Origin of the sequence: Collinsella sp. An7, assembly GCF_002159335.1 — a bacterium.
Taxonomy (GTDB): domain Bacteria; phylum Actinomycetota; class Coriobacteriia; order Coriobacteriales; family Coriobacteriaceae; genus Coprousia.
The window spans coordinates 1-25,162 of record NZ_NFHP01000013.1 but is presented as its reverse complement, the minus strand read 5'-3'; the positions used below and the strand labels follow the sequence as shown (position 1 = coordinate 25,162).

General features: G+C 66.0%; 18 protein-coding genes. 16 read left to right on the top strand and 2 right to left on the bottom strand.

Annotation, left to right across the window (positions count from 1 at the left end):
* The first annotated feature begins 527 nt into the window (after window positions 1-527).
* From B5G20_RS09855 to B5G20_RS09810, 10 genes are all read left to right on the top strand, one after another.
* On the top strand, window positions 528-722 hold the full coding sequence (locus B5G20_RS09855) for a hypothetical protein (RefSeq protein ID WP_087356739.1): 195 nt from the start codon (window positions 528-530) through the stop codon (window positions 720-722).
* A 286-nt stretch (window positions 723-1,008) separates the two neighbouring features.
* The gene (gene dnaX / locus B5G20_RS09850; protein WP_087356738.1) at window positions 1,009-4,194 is read left to right on the top strand and encodes a DNA polymerase III subunit gamma/tau; all 3,186 of its coding nucleotides are present in this window, start codon (window positions 1,009-1,011) and stop codon (window positions 4,192-4,194) included.
* 147 nt (window positions 4,195-4,341) lie between these two features.
* Window positions 4,342-4,662 carry a YbaB/EbfC family nucleoid-associated protein gene (locus B5G20_RS09845; protein WP_087356737.1) on the top strand — a complete coding sequence of 107 codons (321 nt, stop codon included), beginning with the start codon at window positions 4,342-4,344 and terminating at the stop codon, window positions 4,660-4,662.
* Between the two features lie 21 nt (window positions 4,663-4,683).
* A complete protein-coding gene (recR, locus tag B5G20_RS09840) occupies window positions 4,684-5,280 on the top strand; it encodes a recombination mediator RecR (RefSeq protein WP_087356742.1) in 597 nt (198 codons plus the stop codon).
* A 489-nt stretch (window positions 5,281-5,769) separates the two neighbouring features.
* Window positions 5,770-6,024 carry a hypothetical protein gene (locus tag B5G20_RS09835; protein ID WP_087356736.1) on the top strand — a complete coding sequence of 85 codons (255 nt, stop codon included), beginning with the start codon at window positions 5,770-5,772 and terminating at the stop codon, window positions 6,022-6,024.
* A gap of 609 nt (window positions 6,025-6,633) precedes the next feature.
* The gene (locus B5G20_RS09830; RefSeq protein ID WP_087356735.1) at window positions 6,634-7,644 is read left to right on the top strand and encodes a LacI family DNA-binding transcriptional regulator; all 1,011 of its coding nucleotides are present in this window, start codon (window positions 6,634-6,636) and stop codon (window positions 7,642-7,644) included.
* Between the two features lie 530 nt (window positions 7,645-8,174).
* Window positions 8,175-9,593 carry an L-fucose/L-arabinose isomerase family protein gene (locus B5G20_RS09825; protein WP_204207778.1) on the top strand — a complete coding sequence of 473 codons (1,419 nt, stop codon included), beginning with the start codon at window positions 8,175-8,177 and terminating at the stop codon, window positions 9,591-9,593.
* Between the two features lie 203 nt (window positions 9,594-9,796).
* A complete protein-coding gene (locus tag B5G20_RS09820) occupies window positions 9,797-10,798 on the top strand; it encodes a transketolase (RefSeq protein WP_087356734.1) in 1,002 nt (333 codons plus the stop codon).
* A 2-nt stretch (window positions 10,799-10,800) separates the two neighbouring features.
* Window positions 10,801-11,745, top strand: coding sequence for a transketolase C-terminal domain-containing protein (locus B5G20_RS09815; protein WP_087356733.1), 945 nt, complete (start codon window positions 10,801-10,803; stop codon window positions 11,743-11,745).
* 86 nt (window positions 11,746-11,831) lie between these two features.
* A complete protein-coding gene (locus tag B5G20_RS09810) occupies window positions 11,832-13,322 on the top strand; it encodes a glycerol kinase (RefSeq protein ID WP_087356732.1) in 1,491 nt (496 codons plus the stop codon).
* Window positions 13,323-13,954: 632 nt separating this feature from the next.
* Here the strand turns inward: B5G20_RS09810 and B5G20_RS09805 are convergent.
* Window positions 13,955-15,343, bottom strand: a complete 1,389-nt coding sequence (locus B5G20_RS09805) for an ATP-binding protein (protein WP_087356731.1) — start codon at window positions 15,341-15,343, stop codon at window positions 13,955-13,957.
* 214 nt (window positions 15,344-15,557) lie between these two features.
* A complete protein-coding gene (locus B5G20_RS09800) occupies window positions 15,558-16,202 on the bottom strand; it encodes a TetR/AcrR family transcriptional regulator (protein ID WP_204207770.1) in 645 nt (214 codons plus the stop codon).
* Window positions 16,203-16,667: 465 nt separating this feature from the next.
* Here B5G20_RS09800 and B5G20_RS09795 point away from each other — a divergent pair, with 465 nt between their 5' ends.
* From B5G20_RS09795 to B5G20_RS09770, 6 genes are all read left to right on the top strand, one after another.
* Window positions 16,668-17,951, top strand: a complete 1,284-nt coding sequence (locus B5G20_RS09795; RefSeq protein ID WP_087356730.1) for an MFS transporter — start codon at window positions 16,668-16,670, stop codon at window positions 17,949-17,951.
* Window positions 17,952-18,014: 63 nt separating this feature from the next.
* Window positions 18,015-19,586 (top strand): DUF5605 domain-containing protein, encoded by a 1,572-nt coding sequence (locus B5G20_RS09790; protein WP_087356729.1) that lies wholly within the window; start codon window positions 18,015-18,017, stop codon window positions 19,584-19,586.
* Window positions 19,587-19,746: 160 nt separating this feature from the next.
* A complete protein-coding gene (locus B5G20_RS09785; protein ID WP_087356728.1) occupies window positions 19,747-22,008 on the top strand; it encodes a family 78 glycoside hydrolase catalytic domain in 2,262 nt (753 codons plus the stop codon).
* A gap of 214 nt (window positions 22,009-22,222) precedes the next feature.
* Window positions 22,223-23,134, top strand: a complete 912-nt coding sequence (locus B5G20_RS09780) for an ROK family protein (protein ID WP_087356727.1) — start codon at window positions 22,223-22,225, stop codon at window positions 23,132-23,134.
* 109 nt (window positions 23,135-23,243) lie between these two features.
* Complete coding sequence (locus tag B5G20_RS09775; RefSeq protein ID WP_087356726.1) at window positions 23,244-23,516, top strand: hypothetical protein; 273 nt, start codon at window positions 23,244-23,246, stop codon at window positions 23,514-23,516.
* 388 nt (window positions 23,517-23,904) lie between these two features.
* Window positions 23,905-24,771: a Nif3-like dinuclear metal center hexameric protein gene (locus B5G20_RS09770; protein ID WP_087356725.1), complete on the top strand. Its 867-nt coding sequence runs from the start codon at window positions 23,905-23,907 to the stop codon at window positions 24,769-24,771.
* The last annotated feature ends 391 nt before the right edge of the window (window positions 24,772-25,162 follow it).

Below are 25,162 nucleotides of genomic sequence, written 5' to 3'. Positions count from 1 at the left end.
CGGCGACTGCCAGCCCCAGCTCCCGGGTCGCCCGGTGAAGGCGAGGAAGAAGGGCGTGAAGGGAGCGAAGAGCGTTGCTGCCTAGGCTAGCCCCTTGTCACACAAACTACCGAAGCCTCAAAAAAAGTTGGACCCGCGCGGGTCCAACTTTTTGTCCGCAGTCCCATGCCGCGCCAGTTCCGTTGCAGTTTGTCAAACAAGGGGCGCGAGCCCACGTTCCGATTGACAAACTGTGGTGTAACGCGCGAGCACGTTTTTGTTGCGCTGCAGATCGTCAAAGTACGGGGACGATTCACCTCCCCATTTGACGATCTGCGCCACAATCCCCGTGCGGCTCGAGTTGTGCTGCAGTTTGTCAATCGGCGGCTGCCTGGGCGCGGGCGCGTTGTTGTGCGGCGTGTCGGGTCGGCTTGTCCGGGCGGCAGGGTATCATGGAGGGCACGATGCGCGGGCATCTGCCGCTGCGCCGCGATGCGCGGGCGGAGCGTGCGCGCAACCGGGGAGACGGACGGCAGGAAGGAGATGCCATGACCGACGCCGAGCGCCTTGCGGCGTACGATGCGTTTGCCGGCGAGGTCCGCGCCGAGCTGGCGGATACTGCCGCGCGCATGGATGCGCTTCGGGCCGAGAACAAGGTCAAGACGGCCACGTACCGGCAGCTCTTTGCCGCGCGCGTGACGCTCAAAGACATCGTCCGCCGTCTTGAGGAGCGCGGCCTGTAGCTGCTTGGGCGGAGGGCGATGTCGCCATCCGTTGCCGGTCGGGGTCCATCGCCTGCGTCTGGCTCGGGGCGGCCGACGGCGCTCGGTTTGAGACAACCGTCCGCGCCGGGCTCGAGGCTGGCGGCCGTGCTCGCCTCGGCCGACCGTCCGCGGTCTTCTGCGAGCGGCTGCCTGTGCTCGTCGGCAACCGTCCGCTCCGGCCCCACGCCCGCCGCCGGCGCTCGCCCCACCGCGCCCGGCTGCCCCTGCCCGTGTCCTCGTCCGACCGACCAAAAGGAGAGGTCCCATGGAGTCGCTCTATCGCAAATACCGACCGCTCACCTTTGAGAGCGTCGTTGGCCAGCAGCATATCGTCTCGACCCTCGAGCACGCCGTAACCGAGGGCCGCCTCAGCCACGCCTACCTGTTCTGCGGCCCGCGCGGCACGGGCAAGACCACCATGGCGCGTATCCTTGCCAAGGCGCTTCTCTGCCAAAAGGCCGCGCCCGCGCGCGAGCAGGGGGCGAGCGGCTGCCTGCCCGACGGCACTTGCCCTGAGTGCGAGCAGATCGCCGAGGGCACGCACCCGGACGTCTATGAGCTCGACGCCGCGAGCCGCACTGGCGTGGACAACGTGCGCGAAGAGATTATCGGCTCGGTCAACTTTGCCCCGGTGCGCGGCGCGTACAAGATCTACATCATCGACGAGGTCCACATGCTCACTACGGCGGCGTTCAACGCGCTGCTCAAGACGCTCGAGGAGCCGCCGAGCCACGTGGTCTTTGTGATGTGCACCACCGACCCGCAGAAGATTCCCGAGACCATCCTCAGCCGCTGCCAGCGGTTTGACTTCCACCGCATCGGTAACGAGGACATCGTGGGTCGCCTGCGCTTTATCTGCGAACAGGAGGGGTTTGCCTACGACGATGAGGCGCTCGAGGTTGTGGCCAAGCATGCGCGCGGCGGCATGCGCGACGCGCTCTCTACGCTCGAGCAGCTCTCGGTTTTTGGCAACGGTGAGGTGCGGATCGCCGACGCGCGGGCGCTTTTGGGCGAGGTGGCCGGGTCGGTGCTCGCCGAGTTTGCACGGGCGATTGCGGCGCGCGACGTGGCGACGCTCTTTGCCCTGGTGCGGGCGCAGGTGGACGAGGGCAACGACCTCATGGAGCTCACGCGCGACCTGGTGGCGCACCTGCGCGACGTATACATGGTGCGCGTGGCGGGCGCGCGGCCCGAGGTTGTTGAGGCCACGCCCGAGGAGCTGGCGGCGCTTACCGAGGAGGCCGGGCTCTTTGAGGGGCCGGACCGCCTGGCGCGCACGCTGACGGTGCTGGACGATGCGGCGCTCGAGATGCGCGCCGCCGCCGACACGCGTCTGGTGCTCGAGATCGCCCTCACGCGCTTGGCGCGGCCCAAAGCCGATTTGACGCTTGAGGCGCTGGCCGACCGGCTCGACCGGATCGAGGCACAGTTGGCGGCCGGCGTGCCGTCAGCACCGCTCGACGCGGCCGGGGCAGCGGCGATGATGGGGCTCGGTGCGCCATCTGCGGCGCGTGCGGCTGCCGAGAAGCCCGCGGCGGGAGGCGCCTCACCGGCGGCCCGTCCTTCCGGCGGCGTGGAGTCTGCGGCGCGGGCGGAGGCCGGGCGGTCCGCTGGTGCCGTATCGCGCTCGGAGGGTTCGGCTGCGCCCGAGCGTGCGGCGGCGCCTAAAAAGGCTGCGGCCGCGCAGTCCCCGGTGACCACGCCGACCCAAGCCGCCGCACTGCAGGGGGAGCGCCATCGGGGCGAGGTCACCCCGGCGCCGATTGCGCCCACGCCTGCCGCTGGACAGGGGGAAGCTGCTGGCGCTGCTCGCCACGGGAAGGGCGCCGGCTCTGTCTCGGCCGCGACGGAGGCTGCGCAGGCTGCCTCTGCCTCGGCTGCGTCCCATGCGGAACCCAAGCCTGAAGTCCGGACGGCTCCCGATGCTGCGCCCGAGCCTGCTCGCGCTGCCTGCCCACAGCCCGCGGCGGCCGATGCCGGCGCGGAACCCCAGGCGGCTCCTGTGGGGAGCGGCGCCGTCACCGACCCCGGCGAGCTGCAGCGCCGCTGGTCGGACGTGGTACATCGCGTCACGGCGGCCCAGCCTTCCCGTGGCGCCCTACTGCAAAGTTCGCGTGCCCGCCACGACGATGGCGACACCCTCACCGTCGGCCTGCCCGCCGGGTCGGGCTTTGCCATCAAGATGCTCGGTCGCGAGGATTCCCATGCGGCGGTAAACCCGGCCGTCGCGGCGGTCTTTGGCCCGCGCAAGGTCGTCTATACGATGGGGGACGGCCCCGCAGGAGGTGGCGCCTCGGCGCCGACGACGTCCGCTCCCGAGACGCCCGCTGTCGCGTCTGCTCCGGCGGCTGGTGATGCCAACCATGGCACCGAGCAGGCAATGGCTGCAGGTCCCGCACCAGCTCATGCCGGTGCCGCCCCCGCCGCAGCGCCCACGACGCCTGCGACGGTGAGGCCCGCATCTGCGCCGGTGGTATCCGAACGCGCGGCTTCGGCTGCACCTGCGCCGGAAACGCCCACGCCCGCCGATGCGCCTGCCGCGCCCGTGAGCGCTCCAGCTTCGAACTTGGTGCCTGCCGTCGAATCTGCCCCGGCCTCAGCTGCGACACCGCCTGCCGCAGAGCCGGCGGACCCGTCGCCCGCATCTGTCGCGTCCGGTCCGGCTACCTCGTCTGATGCCCCCGGCGCGCCGGAAACCTCGGCTTCTCCTGCTGGTACGGCTGCAGCGTCCGGCCGTGAGGCTGCGCCGGGCATGCAGGCCAGCGCCGCCAGCGTCGAGCCGATCTCGTCCGCACCCGAACCCGCGGTGTCTTCATCCGTTTCCGCTCCTGCTGAAGCTCCGTCGCCCGGCTTCGTTCCGTTTGCCGAGGCCTCGGCCAGCGGCTCGGCTCAGCCCCAGGCTTCTGCGCCCGCCGCATCGCGTGCTTCCGCCCCGTGGAACGCTGGCCCGGCCCCTGCCGGTGAGCCCCAGGCCGATCAGTCGAGCGGCCCCACCGTGCTGCCCGACCGCGACGTAGCGGCCGACCGTCAGGCGTGGGAAGACGAGGCCGTGCCCTACGATGATGTGTTCATCGCCTCGTACGAGGAAGCTGAGGACCTGCCGCCCTTCGACATGCCCGACATTCCCGTCGTTTCGGCGCCGGCTACCGCGCCTGCTGCTCAGGCATCAGCTTCGCCCGCGCCGGTCGCGCCTGCGGGTACGCCCTCCCCGGCAGCTACATCCGCGAGCGCCCCGGCCCCGGCACCTACGCCCGAGAGCACACCTGCCCCGTCAGCAACCTCCGCCGTACCTATAAGTGCTCCGGCACCCGCCTCCGCCCCCTCTGGCTTCAACGCCGCGGCCGTCTTCAACCACGAGGCGCCGCCCGCGGAGATCCCCGAGACGGCTGAGGACGCGGCCCGCATGCTCGGCGACATCTTTGGGAGCGGTGTGGTCATTCGGCAGGATTAGCCTTCCGCCCGCCGCACCCGCCGCGCCGCGACCGCGTGCATGGTACGATGCCACGCGCGGGGTCGGTACGTGCCACCGCACACCCGGGCACCTCGCCCGCAACCAGCCAGCCACCATCGCGGCCGTGCGCCGCGCCAAGGAGGACCCATGCCCCAGATGAACATGCAGCAGATGATGAAGCAGGCCCGCAAGATGCAGGAGCAGCTCGCGGCGGCGCAGGAGAACCTCTCGCAGGTCACCGTCGACGCGTCGGCCGGCGGCGGCATGGTCAAGGTCACCATGAACGGCGAGATGCAGCTCACCTCCATCAAGATCGACCCCGAGGCGCTCGACCCCGAGGACGTCGAGATGCTTCAGGACATGATCGTCGCCGCGGTCAACGAGGCCGCGCGCTCCGTGGCCGAGACCGCAAACCGCCAGATGAGCGCCATCACCGGCGGCCTCAACATCCCCGGCATGCCGTTCTAGCCCAGCGGGAGGGGAGTGCTCGTGGCGTCCAATCAGAGTCTGCAGAAGTTGCTCGACGAGCTCGGGCGGCTGCCGGGCATTGGGCCCAAGAGCGCCCAGCGCATCGCCTACCACCTGCTCGAGGCCGACGCCGAGGAGGCGCGGCGCCTTGCCGAGGCGATCCTCGAGGTCAAGGCCGAGGTGCACTTCTGCAGCCGATGCTTTAACTACGCCACGGCCGACGAGTGCCCCATCTGTCAGGATTCCACGCGCGACCGCACCCGCATCTGCGTGGTCTCGGAGCCGCGCGACGTGACGGCCATCGAGCGCACCGGCAGCTATCACGGCCTCTACCACGTGCTCGGCGGCGTCATCAGCCCCATGGACAAAATCGGCCCCGAGCAGCTCCACGTGCGCGAGCTGCTCGCGCGCTTGGCCGAGGAGGGCACCGAGGAGGTCATCCTCGCCACCAACCCCAACGTGGAGGGTGAGGCCACCGCGAGCTATCTGGCGCTCACCATCAAGCCGCTCGGGATCGCCGTGAGCCGCCTGGCGAGCGGGTTGCCCGTGGGCGGAGACCTGGAGTATGCGGATGAGCTGACACTCGGCCGGGCCATCGAAGCCCGCCGGACGCTCTGAGATGCCCCATCTCGCCCTTCAATCGTCGGTCATCGCGCATCAGGCGTATTCCCTCCTCTTTCAGGGCGATCTGGGGCATCTCAGAGCGTCCGGTGCCCTGCGGTAATCGGTGCCCTGGCACCCTGCTTGTCGGTCACCACCGTTAGGTGCGCCCCTCCTCATTCGGGCGATCTTCACCGCCTCAGAGCGCCCGGTATCCTGTGACAACTGGTGTCTCAGCCCTCATTGTCGGTCGGCGTCCCAAGGTGTCCTCCCTCCTCTTTCGCGGCAACCTCCGGCACCTCAGAGCGTCCGGTGCCCTGCGGTAATCGGTGCTCTGGCACTCTGCTTGTCGGTCACCACCGTTAGGTGCGCCCCCTCCTCGTTCGGGCGATCCCTCAGAGCGTCCGGTACCCTGTGCGCCTATTTCGCCCGTTTGCTTTTATCGCAAGGGTCCTTCGCACCGTTTTGCTGCGGGATACAATGGGGCTGTTCCGAGAGGAGGTAGACATGTCTCCACAGGCAGTTGCCGAGTCCACCCGAGCCGACCTTCGCAACGCGTACGCGAAGGCTCAGGGCCCCTTTACCGTGAGCGACGAGCAGGGCGACTTTATCGTTATGCGCGCCTCTGATTACGACGGCGAGCCGCCGCTGACCGAGGGGGAGATTCGCGTCCTGGAGAAGGGATATGCCCAGGCGCTCAGGGGTGAAACCAGGGATGCTTTCGAATCCCTTGCCGAGATTCGAGCGATATATGGGCTATAGCGTTCGTGTGACCACCAGCGCTCATGACAGCGTGCTGAGTTCAGTGGGCTACATTGCCGAGGTCTGCTTTGCTCCGCATGCGGCTGCGCGCTTGCTTCGCGAATATGAGTCGACTCTCGTGGCGCTGCGGGACAATCCGACGTTCTGCCCGGTGAGTCTGGCGGCCTCGCAGTAACTTGGTCGGCGTATTATCGCAAATCAATCTCTCGTTACTTCCTGTATTTCTATGTCGATGAGGAGGCGGACGGGGTCGTGGTGTTCTCGTTCCTCCATCGCAAGCAGGATGCGCTTGCGCATCTCCCGCATGATTACGGGGAGGCGTAGGCGGGCCAAACGCCCGCGACGTCTTGTCAGCTGGTGACCTGTACGTCCTGTCGTGCCGGCGGGCATGGCGCCGCTGAGCGAGGCCTGTCGGTCCGCGTCGCACCGTCCGCCGCATCACGATTTTTCACCGTTCACGTTTGTTTACCAACCGTTCACCGACGTTAGCGTCGCGCTGGACCTGCCAAGCATGATGGTATAAAACACATAAGTAAACGTCTACGACGTGTGTTTAGCGCCGGGTCGCCCATAGGCCCTGCGCTCGCATACGGGACCTTGAGGTGAACCATGGCAAAAGTGAGCGTGCGCGAGATCAGCCGGGCAACGGGGTTTTCGCCGGCGACGGTGTCCAACGCCCTTAACCACAAGCGCAACGTGAGCGAGGAGACGGCCGAGAAGATTCGCACCGTTGCCAAGGCCATGGGCTACCAGCATCCTTCGCAGCTCGACAGCATCACCTTCGTGCTCGCGCGCAAGACCGGCGCCATTGTGGACGACAGCACCTTCCACCCCTCGGTCATCGAGGGTGTTGAGCGCCAGGCGCGCCGCCATGGCATGGGCACCTCGTTTGTGTCGCTCGACTTCTCAGACCTCGATGCGGTTCGCCCGCAGGTGGCCTCGCTCGTGGGCGACCCCACGGCCGCCGTGGTGCTGCTCAGCACCGAGCTCGGCGAGGAGGACTACGAGCTTTTCCACGGGTGTGCCGCGCATCTTGTGGTGCTCGACGGCTGGAGCGACCGCTACGATTTTGACGCGGTGGTTATGGCAAACGAGGGGTCGGTGCTGCGCGCTATGCGCCACTTTACCGAGCGCGGGCACCGACAGATCGGTTACCTGGCCGGCAACTTCCGCATCCAGAACTTCAAGGCGCGCGAGCGGGGTTACCACCGCGCGCTCGACGAGGCGGGGCTCGCCTACAACCCGGCGTGGCGCGTCGAGCTCGGCACCACGCTCGAGTCGGCCTACGAGGACATGGCGGCGTGGGTCGCCGCGACTCCGCGCGACGAGCTGCCGACGGCCTTCTTTGCCGATAACGACGTGCTTGCCGTAGGTGCTATCCGGGCCTTGACGGAGGCGGGCGTGCGGGTGCCGGAAGATGTTTCGATCATCGGGTTTGACGACCTGGCGCTCGGCGCGTTCTCCACGCCGCCGCTCACCACGGTGCACGTGCTCAAGCACGAGGTGGGCGAGATCGCCGTCCGCCGACTCATGGGCAACGTCAACAACCCCAAGAAGTTCACCTGCAAGACGCTGGTGAGCACCTACTTTGTCGAACGCAAAAGCGTGGCGAGCCGCTAGCGGGTGAGCCCCCGCGGGCGGAAGCCCCCGCGTCTCGCAATCCGGCGCGTTTTGGGCGCGTTGACGGGCGCGCGAAAAACTCGACCCCCGAAGTGAGTGCATCTTTCTGAGCCTGCAGATACACTTTACTAAGCTAAAGTGCTATCCTGCGGTTTTGGCGCCGATTTGGGCCCGAAACGCGGGGTCTGCTGGCACGTTCCCAAAAGATACACTCACATCGGGGGTCGAGTTTTTGAAAGCCCCCTTGCCGGCCCTCTGCGCCGCCGTCGCCGCTCCCGACCCGCCCGTTGCGGTCGTCGCGGCTGTCCTCCAAGTTATGCACATTTTCATAACCGTTCACCTTGTTTATTCGACCGTTTACCGCAAACTGTCGCACTATACCTAAACACAAGATTAAAACGTTTAGTAGACAATACGGACAGATGGGCGTACGCTGGCCATGTCCGCAAAGGTGGGGCGAGCGGCCTCGGCGCCGTTGCCTTGCAAGGTTGGGGCGCGCTCCCGGCGTCCCGCGTAAGAAGGGGAGTAACGTGAACGTCACCGCAGCCAAGCCGCATATCAAGCTGGGCTTTGTGCCCACGCGCCGGAGCATCTTCTCTGCGCCCGATGCCATCAAGTACCGCGGGCTCACCGCCGACCGCATGCGCGAGCTCGGCATCGACTTTGTGGACATCGACGACATCAACGACGAGGGGCTCCTTTTTGACGACAGCCACGTGCAGCCCATCGTCGAGAAGTTCCAGGCCGCCGGCGTGGACGGCATCATGCTCATGCACGCCAACTTTGGCACCGAGTACCTTTGCGCCCGCCTTGCCCGCCAGCTCGGCCTGCCCGTGCTCCTCTGGGGCCCGCGCGACGAGCGCCCCGAGGCCGACGGCACCCGCCTGCGCGACACCCAGTGCGGCCTCTTTGCCACCGGCAAGGTGCTGCGTCGCTTCCAGGTGCCCTTTACCTACATGACCAACTGCCGCCTCACCGACCCGGAGTTTGAGCGCGGCCTGCGCGACTTCCTCGCCGTCTGCAACGTGGTCAAGACCATGCGCAACACGCGCATCCTGCAGATGTCCACCCGTCCGTTTGACTTCTGGACCACCATGGTCAACGAGGGCGAGCTCCTCGAGCGCTTTAACATCCAGCTTGCGCCCGTGCCCATGACCGAGCTCATCCAGGCCGTGCGCGACGCCCGTACCGACGAGGCCGGCATGGCCGAGACCCTCGCCTATATCCGCGAGCACATGAAGGTCGAGACCACCGACGACGAGGCCCAGACCGTGGCGGCGCTCGCCAACGGCATGAAGGCGCTCATTGACAAGTACGGCTGCAACGCCGGCGCCATCCAGTGCTGGAACGCGCTGCAGGCGGAGCTCGGCATCATGCCGTGTGGCGCCAACGCGATTCTGAACGAGATGGGTATCCCCATCGTCTGCGAGACCGATATCCACGGCGCCATCACCTCGCTTATGGTCGAGGCCGCCGGCATGGGCGAGACCCGCAGCTTCTTTGCCGACTGGACGGTCCGCCACCCCGACAACGAGAACGGCGAGCTGCTGCAGCACTGCGGTCCCTGGCCCTGCTCGGTGGCGTGCGAGACTCCGCGTCTTACCGTGCCGCTCGCCTTTGACTACCCCGGCGCGCTCACGGCCGAGGCGCGCCACGGCGACATCTCGCTCGTGCGCTTTGACGGCGACAACGGCGAGTACTCGCTGCTGCTCGGCCGCGCCAAGGGCATCGACGGCCCCAAGGGCATGGGCACCTACCTCTGGATCGAGGTCGAGAACCTCAAGCGCCTCGAGGCCAAGATTGTCGAGGGCCCCTACATCCACCACGTGGTGGGCATCCACCGCGACGTGGTGCCGGTGCTCTACGAGGCCTGCAAGTACCTGGGCATCCAGCCCGATTTCTACGATCCGATCGAGGAGGACGTAAAGGCGTACCTCCGCGGCGAGTAGGCGGTCGACGCTGTGGCCTTCCGAGGCACCCGACCTTGCCGCCTGCGACCGGGCGGATGCCTCGCGGGGCGGGAGGCTTTGGGTCATTTGGGGACGTGCTCCATCTGACCCATGTTCGCGGCGACCTCGGGCAGCCCCAAAAATGGGTCAGATGGAGCACGTCCCCAAATGACCCATTCAGAAGCAAAGAAGATAGGAGAGAGATGGCTGAGAACTTTGAGACGCTTCGCTGGCGGTTGCGCCAGGATGCGGTGGACATCATCGTGGCCGGTGGCGGCGGGCACATCGGCGGCGACATGAGCGTGATGGACGCGCTCATGCTGCTCTATGGCAAGGTCATGAACGTCGGTCCGGACAAGCTCGACGACCCCGACCGCGACCGCTTCCTGCTCTCTAAGGGCCACGCCATGGAGGCGTACTACGCGGTGCTCTGCCACTACGGCTACCTCGACCTCGCCGACGTCAAGGCACGGTTCTCCAAGTTTGAGAGCCCCTATATCGGCCACCCCAACAACAAGCTGCCGGGTATCGAGATGAACTCCGGCTCGCTCGGCCACGGCCTGCCCGTGGGCGTGGGCATGGCGCTCGCGGCCAAGATGGACGGCCGCCCCTATCGCACCTACGTGGTGATGGGCGACGGCGAGCTTGCCGAGGGCTCCATCTGGGAGGCGGCCATGGCGGGCGCCACCTACGGGCTCGACAACCTCTGCGCCGTGGTTGACCGCAACCACCTGCAGATCAGCGGCAACACCGAGGACGTCATGCGCGCCGACAGCCAGGAGGCGCGCTGGCAGGCGTTTGGCTGGCATACCGTCTGCGTAAACGGCAACGACCTCGCCGCGCTCGAGGCGGCCTTTGCCGAGACCGCGGCCACCGAGGGCCAGCCCACCGCCATCATCATGGACACCGTGAAGGGCCTGGGCTCGCCCGTGATGGAGAACAAGGCCGGCTGGCACCATCACCTGCCCAACGACGAGGAGTACGCGCAGATCTCGGCCGACCTCGCGGCGCACGCCAAGGCTGCAGAGCAGGGCGAGGCCTACGTGCCCGAGCTCGACTTCTCGGTCGAGCGTGCCGGCGCGACCGCCCCGGTGAGCGCGCTTGCCGGTGGCGCCGGGGCCGCTGCTCCCGCGCCTGCGGCCGACTGCCCGGTACACCCCGCAACGGCCGGCTGCCCCGCCTGCGCCAACGCAAAGGAGGCCTAAAGATGGCAAAGACCAAGGCAAACAAGCAGGTCATCTGCGAGGTCCTTATGGACGCCGCCGCCTCGGGCGACCGCGACGTGGTTGTGGTCTGCTCCGACTCGCGCGGCTCGGCGAGCATGACGCCGTTCTTTGATACGTATCCCGCGCAGGCCGTGGAGGCCGGCATCGCCGAGCAGGACGCCGTGGGCATGGCCGCCGGCATGGCCGCGTGCGGCAAGAAGCCCTGGGTCGCGAGCCCGGCGTGCTTCCTCACCACCCGCAGCTACGAGCAGGCCAAGGTCGACTGCGCCTACTCCCGCACCAACGTCAAGCTGCTCGGCGTCTCGGGTGGCGTCTCGTACGGCGCACTCGGCATGAGCCACCACTCCGCGCAGGACATCGCCGCCATGGCCGCCATTCCGGGCATGCGCGTCTACCTGCCCTCCGATGAGTGGCAGAGCAAAAAGCTCGCCGAGGCTCTGCTCGCCGACACCCAGTGCGCCTACATCCGCGTGGGCCGCAACGCCGTGGACGACGTCTACACGGCCGAGGACTGCCCCTTTGAGATGGACCGCGCCACGTGGGTCCGCCGCGGCGGCGACGTGGCCATCATCGCGTGCGGCGAGATGGTGCGCCCCGCGCTCGACGCCGCCGAGCTGCTCGCGGCCGAGGACGTGGAGGCCACGGTCATCGACATGTACTGCATAAAGCCGCTCGACCGCGACACCGTGATCGAGGCCGCGCGCGCCTGCGGCGCCGTGGTGGCGGTTGAGGAGCACGCGCCCACCGGCGGCCTGGGTTCCATGGTGGCGCAGGTGGTGGGCGAGGAGTGCCCCTGCCCGGTGCGCTGCCTCACCCTGCCCGACGCCCCCGTGGTGACGGGCACCTCGCCCGAGGTCTTCGACCACTACGGCCTCAACGCCGAGGGCATCGCCGAGGCGGCCCGCGCCGCAATCGCGCGCAAGTAAGCATTTGTCTCATTTCGGGACGGGGTCGTTTTGAACCATGCGGCTCAAAACGACCCCGTCCCAAAACTGTTACCCGAGGAGGCCCCATGGGTCGCTACATCATCGGCATCGACCAGTCCACACAGGGCACCAAGGCCCTTTTGGTGGACGAGGCGGGCCGGCTTATCCGCCGCGCCGACCGTAGCCACGAGCAGAAGGTGAACGAGCGCGGTTGGGTGAGCCACGACCCGGCCGAGATCGCCGCCAACGTGCTCGCCGTGGCGCGCGAGGTGGTGGAGGCCGAGGGCGTCGACCCGGCCGACATTGCGGGCGTCGGCATCTCCAACCAGCGCGAGACCACCGTTGCGTGGAACTCGCGCACAGGCGACCCCCTCTGCGACGCGATCGTGTGGCAGTGCTCGCGCGCGCAGGACGTGTGCGACGCCATCGCGGGGATTGACGGCGCGGCCGAGATCATCCGCGAGCGCACGGGTCTCGCGCTCTCGCCCTACTACCCGGCCGCCAAGATGGCCTGGATCATGAAGCACGTGCCGGCCGCCGCCGAGGCCGCGCGCGCCGGCGAGCTCTGCCTCGGTACCGTCGACGCGTGGGTGGTCTGGACCCTCACGCACGGCGCAGAGTTTCGCTGCGATTACTCCAACGCGAGCCGCACGCAGCTCTTTGATATCGAGAAGCTCGCCTGGTCGACGCGCGCCTGCCGGCTCTTTGGCATCGACCCCGCATGGCTCCCTGAGGTCACCGACTCCGACGCCTGCTTTGGCACCACCGATCTCGACGGTTTTTTGCCCGCGCCGGTGCCCATCCATGGCGTGCTCGGCGACAGCCACGCGGCCCTCTTTGGCCAGGGCTGCTACGGGCGCGGTCAAGCCAAGGCGACGCTCGGGACCGGCTCCTCGGTCATGATGAACATCGGAGGCGGGCTCAAGCGCTCGACCTGCGGGCTCTCGAGTTCGCTCGCCTGGCGCATGGGCGGCGAGACCACCTACGTGCTCGAGGGCAACATCAACTACGCGGGCGCGGTCAAGACGTGGCTGCGCGACGACATGCACCTGATCGAGGGTCCGGGCGAGGCGACCGACCTGGCCTACGCCTCCAATCCGGCGAGCCGCGTGTACCTGGTGCCGGCCTTTACGGGCCTGGGCGCGCCGCACTGGGAGAGCGAAGCGCGCGCGGCCGTCTTTGGCATGACGCGCACCACGGGTCGTGCCGAGTTTGTGCGCGCGGCGGACGAGAGCATCGCCTTCCAGATCTTCGACGTGGTGGATGCCATGCAGCGCGACTCCGGGATCGACCTCTCCGAGCTGCGGGTCGATGGCGGCCCCACGCGCGACCCTTATCTTATGCAGTTCCTCTGCGACATGCTGCTCGTGCCGCTCGTGGCGGCGGGCAACGACGAGATGAGCGGCCTTGGCGCGGCGTGGGCGGCAGGCATAGCGCTCGGGCTCTACCCGGCCGACGTGGCGCACGGCTGCAAGCCGCGCGCGAGCTGGGACGTGCAAATGGCCGCAACCGACCGTGCTGAGCGCATCGCGGGCTGGCGCCGTGCCGTCCGCGCGACTATCGCGTTTGCCGAGTAGGGGAGAAGCGAGGGCGGCAAGGGCCGGGGGCAAGCGGTCTTGCGGGCGGCGCGTGGCGCTCGGCCGGCAAGACGGCGCGTCTCCGGCCCCTTGCGTGTCTCTATAGGGGGTTAAAATAAAAACTTCGCGCCAATGTAAGGATGGAATAGAGGTTTGCCGCGTAGAACACATTTGGGTAAGCTCTGTACCTGCGGGTTTTCTGAGCTGCAGGGCCAGCCTACTCGTGAGGAGCCGTTTTCATCCTTACATTGACGCGAAGTTTTGAGATTAACCCCCTGAATAACCCCCTCGACGGGCTTCCGTGTCGCTGCTGGGCGAAAATGATGGGTTTCAGCGTGCTTGTTTTTGGTGGGGAAGTAGGCGGAAGCTCTCGGGACGCATGAAAATGGGCCTCATTTCGCGACGGCCACTATAAGCGATGGCGCAGGACGATGGGCCGAGTTTGATCGCTGAGGTGGCACAGCGCCGGGGAAGACGGCACAGGGTCTGAGCACGGCGCGCCATGCGCTCCTGAGCAAGCAGGCCATCGAGTCGGTGTCCGGGGCATCTGCGTTTTCCATTCCCTATCTGCGCGATTGCCTGCGTGAGCATCAAAAGGAGCTGCTCGAGCGCTACGGGCTGTAGATGCCAGCTCAGTCTCCGTACATGTCGGCGAGCGTGACCAATTCGACGTCGCCGCGCTGCTGGGCAAGCTCCGTGCAGCCGGCGGTGAACCCTGTCTTGGAGAAGACAAAGTAGCACTTCTCGGCATGGGGGAAGAGCTCGCTGCGGTGGACGAGCGTACGCAGCACCTCGGCGTCGGCGGGCTCGTTGCGCCACTTGCATTCTGCGAAGAGCGCGGCATCTCCGTCGGAAGCGATGATGTCTATCTCCTCCTGCGTCCTTGTGCGGGGATCGGTTCCCCACCAACGTCCAGCCTTGGCGGGAACGATACCGAGATCCCCCGCGCGTGCGCGATCATACAGGTACTGTAGACAGATTTCCTCAAAAACCGCGCCCATGTGCGTGGGCACCAGGTCCTCTATACGCGCGTAGGCTTGGTTGGCCATGCCGTTTTGGATTAGGGCGAGGTTGGAGGGAACGGTGCGGTACCAGAACCGGAACATGTGGTCGGCCAGCGCGTAGATTGCGCGTTTGCTGCTTGCGACGCCAAAGGGCAGCTCGCGCTTCACGATGCCGAGTGTCTGCAGCTTGACGAGGTAGGTGCGCGTATTGCTCTCCGGGATACCCGTCAGCGAGGCGATCTCGGAGAGGCGGCTTCGGCCAGCGGCGATTGCTTGGATGATGGCATCGTACTGATCGGGGTTGCGGCATTCCTGGAGCAAGAGGTTGGTCGGCTCCTCGAACAAGAATCCGCTGGGTGTAAGGAAGAGACGCTCGATGTTCTCACGCACCGAAATCGTCGGATCGATCAGCTCGAGGTAGGCGGGGATGCCACCGGTTATCCCAAAATAGGTCGCTGCGTCGACGGGGTCGGTTTCCGCCCAGAAGGTGCGGGCTTCTCGGTAGGGGAGCGGCAGAATCTTGAACTGGGCTGTCCGCCTCCCATAGAGAGGGCTCTCGTAGCCGAGCACCTGCTCCTCCATGAAGGAGAGGGACGATCCGCAGAGGATGAGCATCAGCTTCGATTCATTCTTGAAAGCATGATCGATCTTCTCTTGCAGAAGCGATGAGATCTCGGGGAATGATTGCGCGAGATAGGGGAACTCATCGATGACGAAGACGAGCCTCTCGTCGCGTGCAAGTGCGGCGAGCGCATCGAGCGCCTCGTCGAACGATGAGAAGGAGCCGGTGGACGTACCAGTTGCGAAGCCGAGGATAGCTTGACTCAAGAGCCGCAGGTTCGCGGCGGCGTTGCTGCGGCGTGCCTGCACGTAGATGGCGCGCTTTCCCGCGATGAATGTCGTGATGAGACGCGTCTTACCTGTGCGGCGCCTGCCATAGATAACGGGCATCTCGAAGTGGTCGGATCGATAGAGTCGTTCCAGCTCGGAGAGCTCCCGTGCGCGGCCAATAAACATCGCTCCTCCTATCTTATAGATAGCTATATTATAAACAGCTATATTATAGCTATCTATAAGATAATACGATGCTATTATGAGAGTATCGCGTGCCCTAGGGAGATGCTGAGTAAAGGCGTCCGTACGTCCGTTCCGAGTGACTCATTTTGACCCCGTCCCAAAATGAGTCAGGGCGTGGAGACTGGACGGCGCGGGGGACCGTCCCCGACGACCCTTAGCGGTAGCCCTCCCAGAGCGGCAGGGGGAAGAGAACGTCCTCAAAGCGGGCCCATTCGGCCTCGTAGTCTATCTCGTCGGGGCGAGCGAGCCAGCGGCCCTCGAGCCCGTACATGGCGGCGAGGGCAACCGAGAGCGCGAGCTGCGCGTCGACGCCCTCGGGTACCGACCAGTCGTGCTCCGCCCCATCGCGCTCGGTGACGCCGCGCGTGCGGTTGACAAAGTAGTCGTGCGCCGGGTGCGCGGGCGAGATGGCCTCGGTGTTGAGCATCTGAAAGAGCATGACCATCTCGGGCTGGTGGGCGTTCTCGGCAACGATGAGGCGGCAGTATTCGGGGATCTTGGGCCGCCCGTCCTCGAGCGCACCGCCCGGCTCAAAGAGCGAAAAGTAATCTTCCGAGCTGCTCGAACGGTCGTAATAGTGCTCGATGACCTCAAAGAGCAGGCCCTCTTTGTTGCCCACGTAGTGGAGCACGCCCGCCTGCGTAATGCCCACCTTATTGGCCACGGCCTGGAGCGACATGCCGTTGTAGCCCCGCTCGTTGATGATGTCGACGGCGGCGAGCACGATCTCGTGCAGGCGCTCCTCGGCGGCAGCGGTGCGGTTCTTGTTGGCTATGACAGGCTGCTTTTTCTCGGACACAGCGGCTCCTTCCCTTTGCGGCTGCGTGCATGGAAACGCGGGACGTTGGGCGCCGATGCGTGGCGCCCCGCACGACGGCGGCGTAAAAGGCGATTATCCGCGCATGGCGGGTGCGCGTCAAAGCAGCCCACCCCACCGATTCGGCGAGTGGCGACCTATCTATCGCGTAGCGGTATCGTTACACAGCATTATTACTACTTACTAACCACTAACCGATTGTTACCGACCGTTTACCGGCGCCAGCCCGCCACGCTACGCTTTGCGGCGTATATTCACGCTGAAAGTACTTACTAGTTAGTAAGTAATCAGAACTGCAGGCAACACGCTATACCAAGCGTGCTCGGTGGGCTGATGCAGACCCTGGTAGGTACTCGGCAAGAAATGGAGCGGCGAGGCGCGCGTCCCCCTCAGGTGCCTCGCCCGCCCCGGTACGGCACGCGCGCATGCGCACAGAAGGGAGACCCCATGGCTCAAGCCACCCCGGCGGTGGATCCCAATTCCATCGCGCCCGATACGGGCAGACCCATGTCCAAGGCGACGTTCTATCGGTTCTGCATCGGCTTCATCATCTTTGGCGTTATGTGGATGATGTCGGGCACCATCGGCTCGGCGGTGCTGCTGCCGCAGCGCTTTAACGAGCTCTTCCCCGGCCAGGCCGAGGGCGTGCTCGGTTCCATGCAGGCCTTTGGCTCGATCTTTGCCCTGGTTTCTAACCTGGTCTTTGGCGCGCTTTCCGACGCCTGCCGTTCGCGCTTTGGGCGCCGCACGCCCTGGATTGCCGTCGGCGGCATCTTTACCGGCGCGGCCTTCTGGTTCACCTCGGTTCAGACGACCGTCCCGGGCATCGTTGCCGGCTGGTCGGCGCTGCAGGTCGGCCTCAACTGCATGCTCGCGCCCGCCGTGGCCGTGCTCTCCGACCGCATCCCGCTCGACCGTCGCGGCACCATCTCGGCCTTCTACGGCGCCGGCGCCACCTGCGGTCAGTCCGTGGGCACCATCATCGGCTCTCAGTTCATCACCAACCCTGTGCCGGGCTTCCTCTTTGGTACCATTTCCTGGCTCTTTACGGGCATCATCGTGCTGCTGATCTGGCCGCGCGAGAAGTCCGCCAAGGCCGAGACCGCCGGCGAGCCCTTTAGCATCGTGCGCCTTGCCAAGAGCTTCATCCCGCCCACCAAGAACTGCCGCGACTTCTACATGGCCCTCGTGGGGCGCCTGCTCTTCATCTTTGGCTACATGGTGATCAGCGGCTACCAGCTCTACATCCTCCAGCGCTACATCGGCCTCGACGACGTCACCGCCGGCGCGGTGCTCTCCACGATGTCGGTCATCATCATGATCGTGTCGCTCGTGACCTCGCTCATCTCGGGCGTCATCTCCGACAAGATCGGTCGCCGCAAGCCGCTCATCGTCGCGTCCTCCGCGGTGATCTGCATTGCCTTCATCGCCCCGTGGGTCATGCGCACCGCCGAGAGCATGTACATCTTTGCCGCGCTCTCCGGCTTTGGCTACGGCATCTACTCCGCCGTCGACCAGGCGCTCAACGTTGACGTGCTGCCCTCCAAGGAGGAGGCCGGCAAGGACATGGGCATCCAGAACCTCGCCAACACCGTGGGCCAGGCCATCGCGCCCGTGGTGACCTCCTCGATCGTGGTTGCCACCGGGTCGTACTTCATGACCTTCCCCGTGGCCATCGCGCTCATCCTCGCCGGTGTGATCTTCATCATGCTGGTCAAGAAGGTAAAGTAAAGACACGCAGCGCGCGGGCCGGTGCCAAGGCGGCGCCGGCCCGTCGCCCAGATGGGAGCAGCAATGCAGACTGTAGAGCAGTACCGCGTCCTTGACCTTGTGCTCGAGGGCACCGCCGAGGGCAACCCCTATGCGGACGTTGAGCTCTCCGCCACCTTTGAGCGCGCCGACGGCACCGACGCCGTCGAGGTGCGCGGCTTCTACCGCGGCGCGGGCCGCTACGGCATCCGCTTTATGCCGCGCTCGGCGGGCACCTGGACCTGGCGCACCGCCTCCAACGACCCCGCGCTCGCAGGCAAGACGGGTGAGGTAGAGGTTACGCCGGCGGGCCCCGGCAACCACGGCCGCGTGCTCCGCACGAGTGACGTGCGCCGCGGCGACACGCCCTTTGAGACGCGCGGCAACAACACGTTCTCCTACGAGGACGGCACGAGCTTCTTGCCCTTTGGCACCACCTGCTACGCCTGGACCAACCAGGCCCCCGAGGTGCAGGAGCAGACGCTTGAGACGCTGGCCGCCTCGCCCTTTAACAAGGTGCGCATGTGCATCTTCCCCAAGTTCTACGACTACAACACCGACGACCCGGCGATGTACGCCTACGAGGGCTCCATCGAGGAGGGCTTTGACCGCACACGCTTCTACGAGCCGTTTTGGGAGAACCTCGACCACCGGCTCGCCCAGCTGGACGAGCTCGGCATCCAGGCCGACCTGATCCTCCTCCACCCCTATGACAAGCCGGAGTGGGGCAACGCCCAGATGACGCGCGAGGAGGACGCGTTCTACCTCTCGTACGTGGCGCGCCGCTACAGCGCCTACAAGAACATCTGGTGGAGCCTCGCCAACGAGTTTGACCTCATGCCGCAGAAGTCGGTTGAGGACTGGGACCAGTACGCGCGCATCGTCATGGCCAACGACCCGTACGGCCACCTGCGGAGCATCCACAACTGCCGCACGCTCTTTGACCACAGCCACCCTTGGATCACGCATGTGAGCTGGCAGCGCTGCGACCTGCAGCGCACCACCGAGTGCGTCACCGAGCTGCGCGCGGCCTACGGTAAGCCCGTGCTCGCCGACGAGGTTGCCTACGAGGGCAACATCAACTGGGGCTGGGGCAACATCACCGCCGAGGAGATGACGCGTCGCTTCTGGGAGGGCTGCCTGCGCGGCGGGTATGTGACCCACGGCGAGACCTACGTTGACCGCGGACCCCAGATCTGGTGGGCGCACGGCGGCAAGCTCTACGGCGACAGCCCGGAGCGCATCGGCTTTTGCCGCAAGTTTATGGAGGGTCTGCCCGAGGACATGGACCTTGTGCCCTACGAGCGCGGCTTTTGCCTGGGGACCTTTAACTGGGATATCACCTGCATGGCCAACAACTGGTCTGAGGGCACGGACGACGTGGTGCTCTACTTTGGGTTCTTCCGCCCGGCGTACCGCGACCTCGAGCTCCCCGAGGGCAAGACCTACACCATCGACGTGGTGGATACCTGGAACATGACGGTAGAGACCCTGCCCGGCACCTACACGGGCAAGGTGCGCGTGGATCTGCCGAGCCGCCAGTACATGCTGCTGCACGTGCGCGCGGTCGACGGCGCGGCGACGGACGCCGAGGCTACGGCGACGGACGCGGCGTAAGGGGCCGCGGGCACGTGGGGCGCGCGGCGGTGCCAGTGGCACCTCGTCTTGCGCAACGCCGGCGGCGATTAACCGCGCGGACGGCACGGACGATATGACGACGGCAGGGCGGAGGCGCATCGGAGCCCCCGCCCTGCGCGTAGAACGGGAGGGCGACCATATGACAGACAAGGTTTCTGCAGTCGAGCTGCTCGAGGGCGCGCAGATGATTGGCGCCGAGGCTGCGCGCGGCCAGGCGATCGAGCTTACGTGCGACGTGGAGCTGGAGGGGCCGGCGACGGGTGTTGCCTCGGCGCGTCTGGTGGCAACGGCGCACGGCATCTACGAGGCGCGCATCAACGGGTGCCCCGTGAGCGACGCGGTGCTGAGCCCGGGTTGGACCGCGTACGAGTGGCGCCTGCCCGTGCAGGAGTGCGATGTCACCGAGCTTGTGCGCGCGGGTGGCCGCGCAGCGCAGATCTCGGTTGTGCTGGGCAACGGCTGGTGGCGCGGCGCGCTCGGCTTTGACCGCATGAAGATCGACTACGGCGAGGACATTGGCTTTGTGGGCGCGCTCGAGATCGTGTACGCCGATGGTTCCAGGCAAGTTGCCCGCACGGCTGCCGACGGCTCAACCAAGGCCTACGCAACGCCTGTGGTAGAAAACTCGCTCTACAACGGCGAGACTATCGACGCCCGCATCGCACCGCGCTCTGAGCAGCTCACCGTGCGCGAGGTTGCGCTCGACCACTCGACGCTTTATGTCCAGGCAATGCCGCCGGTGCGCCGCGTCGAGACACTGCGTCCGGTTCGCATCTGGACCTCGCCCTCGGGCAAGACGCTCGTCGACTTTGGGCAGAACATCGTGGGCTGGACGCGCGTGCACGTATCGGGCCCCGCGGGCGCAGAGGTGGTCATCCGTCACGCCGAGGTGCTCGAGAACGACGAGCTCGGCGTGCGTCCGCTCCGTGAGGCCAAGGCGACCGACACGTTTATCCTCTCCGGCGGCAACGATGTGTTTGAGCCCACGATGACCTTCCACGGCTTTCGCTATGCCGAGGTCACGGGTTGGCCGGGCGAGCTTAATGCGGACGCCATCGAGGGTATCGCCGTGAGCTCCGACCTTGCACGAACGGGTTGGTTTACCTGCTCAAACGATGACGTCAACAAGCTCGTCTCAAACACGCTCTGGAGCCAGCGCGATAACTTTGTGAGCATTCCCACCGATTGCCCGCAGCGCGACGAGCGCATGAGCTGGACAGGCGATATCGCGGTCTTTGCCCCCACGGCGGCCTTCCAGTACGACTGCGCCGCCTTCTTGGGCGACTGGATGCAGACGCTCATGGCCGAGACGGCCCACAACGAGCTCGGCTGCGTGCCCGTGGTGGCGCCCGACGTGGTGAAGTACAGCGACCACTTCTGGAAGACGGTGGGCGAGCTTGCGCTCTGGGGAGACGCCTGCTGCTGGGTGCCGTGGACGCTCTGGCAGGCGTACGGCGACGTGGATGCGCTGGCGGCGCAGTATCCCGCCATGGGGATGCATCTGCGTGCGGTTGAGGAGCGGCTTTCGCCCTCGGGGCTGTGGGACACCGGCATGCAGCTCGGCGACTGGCTCGACCCGGCGGCTCCGCCCGAGGCGCCTATGGACGGCAAGACCGACAAGTATCTCATTGCGCAGGCGTGCCTCTGCCGGAGCTCTTGGATCGCCGCCGAGGCGGCGCACATCTTGGGCAAGACGGACGACGAGGCGCACTGGCGCGAGCTCGCCGACCGTTCGCGCGCGGCGTTCCGCCACGCGTATGTGCTCGAGGGCGGTCGCCTGACCTCGGACGCCGTTGCGGCCTATGCGTTGGCCCTCCATTTTGACCTGCTCGAGGTCGACGAGGTGGCGCCCGCTGCTGACCGTCTGGCCAAGCTCGTGCGCGAGGGCGGCTACAAGGTCGCGACCGGGTTTGCCGGCACGCCCTATGTGACCTGGGCGCTTTCTGAGAACGGGCACACAGAGGAGGCCTACCGCCTGCTGCTGGAGGACGAGTGCCCCAGCTGGCTCTACCCAGTGCGCATGGGCGCCACCACCACGTGGGAGCGCTGGGACTCGATGCTGCCGGACGGTTCCATCAACCCGGGCGACATGACGAGCTTCAACCACTATGCGCTCGGTGCGGTGTGCGACTGGATCTACCAGACGATCGGCGGCATATCGCCGGCGGCGCCGGGGTATGCGCGCGTGCGCATCGCGCCTCGCCCGGGTGAGGGCATCACGTGGACCCGTTGCGCCTTTGAGTCGGTGCAGGGGCGCATCGAGGTCTTCTGGCGCTGCGAGAACGGCCGCTTTGACCTTGAGTGCACTGTGCCGGATGGCATCATGGCCGACGTGGTGCTGCCCGACGGCACGGCTCTGGAGGTTGCCGGCGGCACGCACCGGTTCGGCTGCGCGGCGTAGAAGAGGCCCGGTGGCATCACGGCGCGCCGTGCCGCGCTCATCGTTCGAACGGCGGTGACAAGCGGTCCGTTTGTTGACGCCGTTCCCCGATTAACCTGCTCGTTTCTCTTTTTACAGGTTGAAGAAAAGCCGGCTGGGCGTATGCTGAATAATTAGGTGCGCGGTACGGTGCCGTGCGCAACATCATCTAGTCACGATTCTTGAGGAGCGAACCATGAAGCAGTATTTCGGCATCGACGTGGGTGGCACTGAGGTCAAGTGGGCCATCATGGACGAGGACTTCAACTTCGTCGGCGACCGCGGCTCCATCAAGACGGACTTCTCCTCCGCCGAGGAGGCGGTCGAGGCTTTTGCGTCGCTCGTTGAGCCGTACCGCGACCAGATCGCGGCTATTGGCATGAGCGTTCCCGGCTCGGTCATGGAGGACGATCCGGACGGTACCATCCACCGCGGCGGCGCTCTCACCTACATGGACCAGTGCCCGCTCGCCAAGCTCATGCGCGAGCGCTTTGGCGTGCCCGTTGCCGTTAACAACGACGGCAAGTGCGCGGGCCTGGGCGAGTACGCGGCCGGTGCGCTCAAGGGTACGCGCTTTGGCGTGACCATCGGCATCGGCACGGGCATCGCGGGCGGCATCATCATCGACGGCAAGGCCCTGCGCGGCGCGCACTGTTTCGCCGGCGAGTTCAGCTTCCTTAACAACAACACGGCCGACCCCGTGACGCCGGGCAATTGGTTTGCCGAGACAGCCGGCTGGATGGCGCTGCGCAAGCGCATCTTCGAGGAGAAGGGCGAGCCGGTTGATCCCGCGGTGGACGGTCGCATCTTCTTCAAGTGGATCGAGGCGGGTGACGAGGCGGCTATCCGCGGACTCGACCGGTATGCGCTCGCCTTTGACAACTGGCTCATCAACCTGCAAGCTGTGCTCGACCCCGAGGTCTTTGCCATCGCGGGCGGCATCAGCTGTCATCCGGAGCTCTTCGACGCGTTCGAGCGCATGATGGATAAGGCCCTTGAGCATATGCTTCCCGGCTTCCCGCGCCCGGTCATCAAGCGCGCCGAGCTCGGCAACGACGCCAACATCTACGGCGCCGTGCTCGAGGCCAAGCGCCTCGTTGCGGAGTAGCGCGGCGGGTACCCGTCTGCAATTTGCCAGGGCCCCCTTCTGGATGCGTTCGCGCGCCCGGAGGGGGCCCTTGTCATGGGCGAACGGCGCAAATCGGGCTGCGAACGGCATGGACTTCCGCTACCCCAAGCTCTTCGTGTGCAGCATGGTTGGCAGCCTTGTCTCGGGTGCTCTCGCCCTCGCGCTCGGTGTAACCGCGTATGTCGCCGGCCTTCCCTCCAGTGTGCTTTCCATTCTCACGTTTGTGGGCGGCGGCACCGAGAACCTCATTTTCGCTTCCATCGCGGCTGCCGCGGGGTTCGTGGTGTCCTTCTTGGCCGTGTGGTTCTTCGGCTTTACCAAGGACGAGCTCGAGAACGGTCCGGTCTCCGAGCGCGCGTAGCGGCCTCAGAGCGGAGTTGGCCCCGGCGTCGGTCTTGGTTCCCGCCTCGCCACGTCTGCGTTTGGGGTAGGAGCCGGCTCCCCTGGGTCATCTTTTCGTCAACGGCGCGGCGCTCGCTCTCCCCGTGGGTGCCGCGCTGTCAACTCGGGCCGGAAAACTGTGTAAGAACCGCGACCCGTCGAGTAGACCTCACCGTGCTGTTCAAGAATCCGCAGGTAGAACGCGTGTCTCCTTGCGGGCTACTTGGCAAACGCCAAACCATGCACAGTTTTCCGGGTCGAGTTGACACGGGCGGGGTGATTCCGCGGCAAACCGCCTAAGATGGAGGCGCGGCGAAGGTGCGACCTGTCGCGCCCCACACTTCACAACGCAGAAAGGAAGCATTCTCATGCTCATCAGCGAAGCAATCCAGCGCGTTAAGGACTATTGCTGCAGCACCGACGCGTTTACCGGCAAGCCGATCGACCCGGCTACGACGCGCGACCAGGTGACTTACGGCAACGTGGACCAGCCGTGCACGGGCATCGTGACCTGCATCTGGCCCACGGCTGGCGTTATCCGCCGTGCCGGTGAGCTCGGCGCAAACCTTATCGTCACGCACGAAGCGCTCTTCTGGAATCATGGCGACCACCAGGATGTGGTGGCTGATAACCGCACGTACCAGGCCAAGCGCGAGCTCCTCGACGCGTGGGGCGGGGCAGTGTGGCGCTGCCACGACTATATCCACGCGGGCGTGCCGCTCGAGGCCGACGGGTCGCTCGCCGACGGCATCTTCTACGGGTTCGCGTGGAAGCTCGGCTGGCTCGGCTACCGTACGGGCGACCTCTTTAAGTGTATGGATTACGAGATTCCCGAGGTGAGCGGTCGCGAGCTCGCGACCAGCCTTGTAGAGCGTCTCGGCCTCAACGGAACGCGGCTCGTGGGCGACCCGGAGGCGCGCGTACGCCACGTGCGCGTGCCGATGCACATCATGGGCGGCCCGGCCGACACGGAGGCGGCCAATGCCATGGATGCCGAGGGCGTTGACGCGTTTGTGACGATGGAGCTCATCGACTTTACGACCTGCGAGTACGTCCGCGATGCCGGCATGCTCGGCCAAGGCAAGTGTGCGGTGGCGATCGGACACTTTAACCTCGAGGAGCCGGGCATGGAGTACATGGCGGAGTGGCTGCCCACAGCCCTCGGCGAGGGCGCGCCCGAGGTAACCTTCGTGCCCATGGGCGACACGTACCAGTACGTGACGGCTGCCCGGTAGCGCGCCGTTTCGGCGTCTCCACGGGTGTCACGGCTACGCGCCGCACGAGCCCATGCCGCTGGGCACCACAGCCACGCGAGTGCGGCGGCCCTGCGCCCATAGACCCCAAGACCCCGTGCCCGCGGACGGCCACCCCCAGTGCCATGTTATTCGCCGCTCCCACAGCCGATGAGTTAGGTACCCGGCCATTACACGAGCGTCAAATCATGTAGAAAAACGACCACATTTTGCCGCTCATGCAATGGTCGGGTACCTAACTAAGTCCCAAAAGGAGGCTCTTCGGTGGTTTCTGTGGGAGAGATTCCGGCATAGGCCCAGCTCAGCGGGCGAAAACAACGATCTGGAACTGAAACGGCCCCGGGAGGGGCCGTTTCCGCGTCATCCGCCTATG

What these genes read in the sequence shown, in the direction of transcription:
- B5G20_RS09845 (WP_087356737.1), top strand. Translation starts at nt 4,342, where the DNA reads ATGCCCCAGATGAACATGCAGCAGATGATGAAGCAGGCCCGCAAGATG.
- B5G20_RS09795 (WP_087356730.1), top strand. Translation starts at nt 16,668, where the DNA reads ATGGCTCAAGCCACCCCGGCGGTGGATCCCAATTCCATCGCGCCCGAT.
- B5G20_RS09770 (WP_087356725.1), top strand. Translation starts at nt 23,905, where the DNA reads ATGCTCATCAGCGAAGCAATCCAGCGCGTTAAGGACTATTGCTGCAGC.
- B5G20_RS09780 (WP_087356727.1), top strand. Translation starts at nt 22,223, where the DNA reads ATGAAGCAGTATTTCGGCATCGACGTGGGTGGCACTGAGGTCAAGTGG.
- B5G20_RS09815 (WP_087356733.1), top strand. Translation starts at nt 10,801, where the DNA reads ATGGCAAAGACCAAGGCAAACAAGCAGGTCATCTGCGAGGTCCTTATG.
- B5G20_RS09775 (WP_087356726.1), top strand. Translation starts at nt 23,244, where the DNA reads ATGGACTTCCGCTACCCCAAGCTCTTCGTGTGCAGCATGGTTGGCAGC.
- B5G20_RS09790 (WP_087356729.1), top strand. Translation starts at nt 18,015, where the DNA reads ATGCAGACTGTAGAGCAGTACCGCGTCCTTGACCTTGTGCTCGAGGGC.
- B5G20_RS09835 (WP_087356736.1), top strand. Translation starts at nt 5,770, where the DNA reads ATGTCTCCACAGGCAGTTGCCGAGTCCACCCGAGCCGACCTTCGCAAC.
- B5G20_RS09830 (WP_087356735.1), top strand. Translation starts at nt 6,634, where the DNA reads ATGGCAAAAGTGAGCGTGCGCGAGATCAGCCGGGCAACGGGGTTTTCG.
- B5G20_RS09855 (WP_087356739.1), top strand. Translation starts at nt 528, where the DNA reads ATGACCGACGCCGAGCGCCTTGCGGCGTACGATGCGTTTGCCGGCGAG.
- B5G20_RS09785 (WP_087356728.1), top strand. Translation starts at nt 19,747, where the DNA reads ATGACAGACAAGGTTTCTGCAGTCGAGCTGCTCGAGGGCGCGCAGATG.
- B5G20_RS09805 (WP_087356731.1), bottom strand. Translation starts at nt 15,343, where the DNA reads ATGTTTATTGGCCGCGCACGGGAGCTCTCCGAGCTGGAACGACTCTAT.
- B5G20_RS09810 (WP_087356732.1), top strand. Translation starts at nt 11,832, where the DNA reads ATGGGTCGCTACATCATCGGCATCGACCAGTCCACACAGGGCACCAAG.
- B5G20_RS09820 (WP_087356734.1), top strand. Translation starts at nt 9,797, where the DNA reads ATGGCTGAGAACTTTGAGACGCTTCGCTGGCGGTTGCGCCAGGATGCG.
- dnaX (WP_087356738.1), top strand. Translation starts at nt 1,009, where the DNA reads ATGGAGTCGCTCTATCGCAAATACCGACCGCTCACCTTTGAGAGCGTC.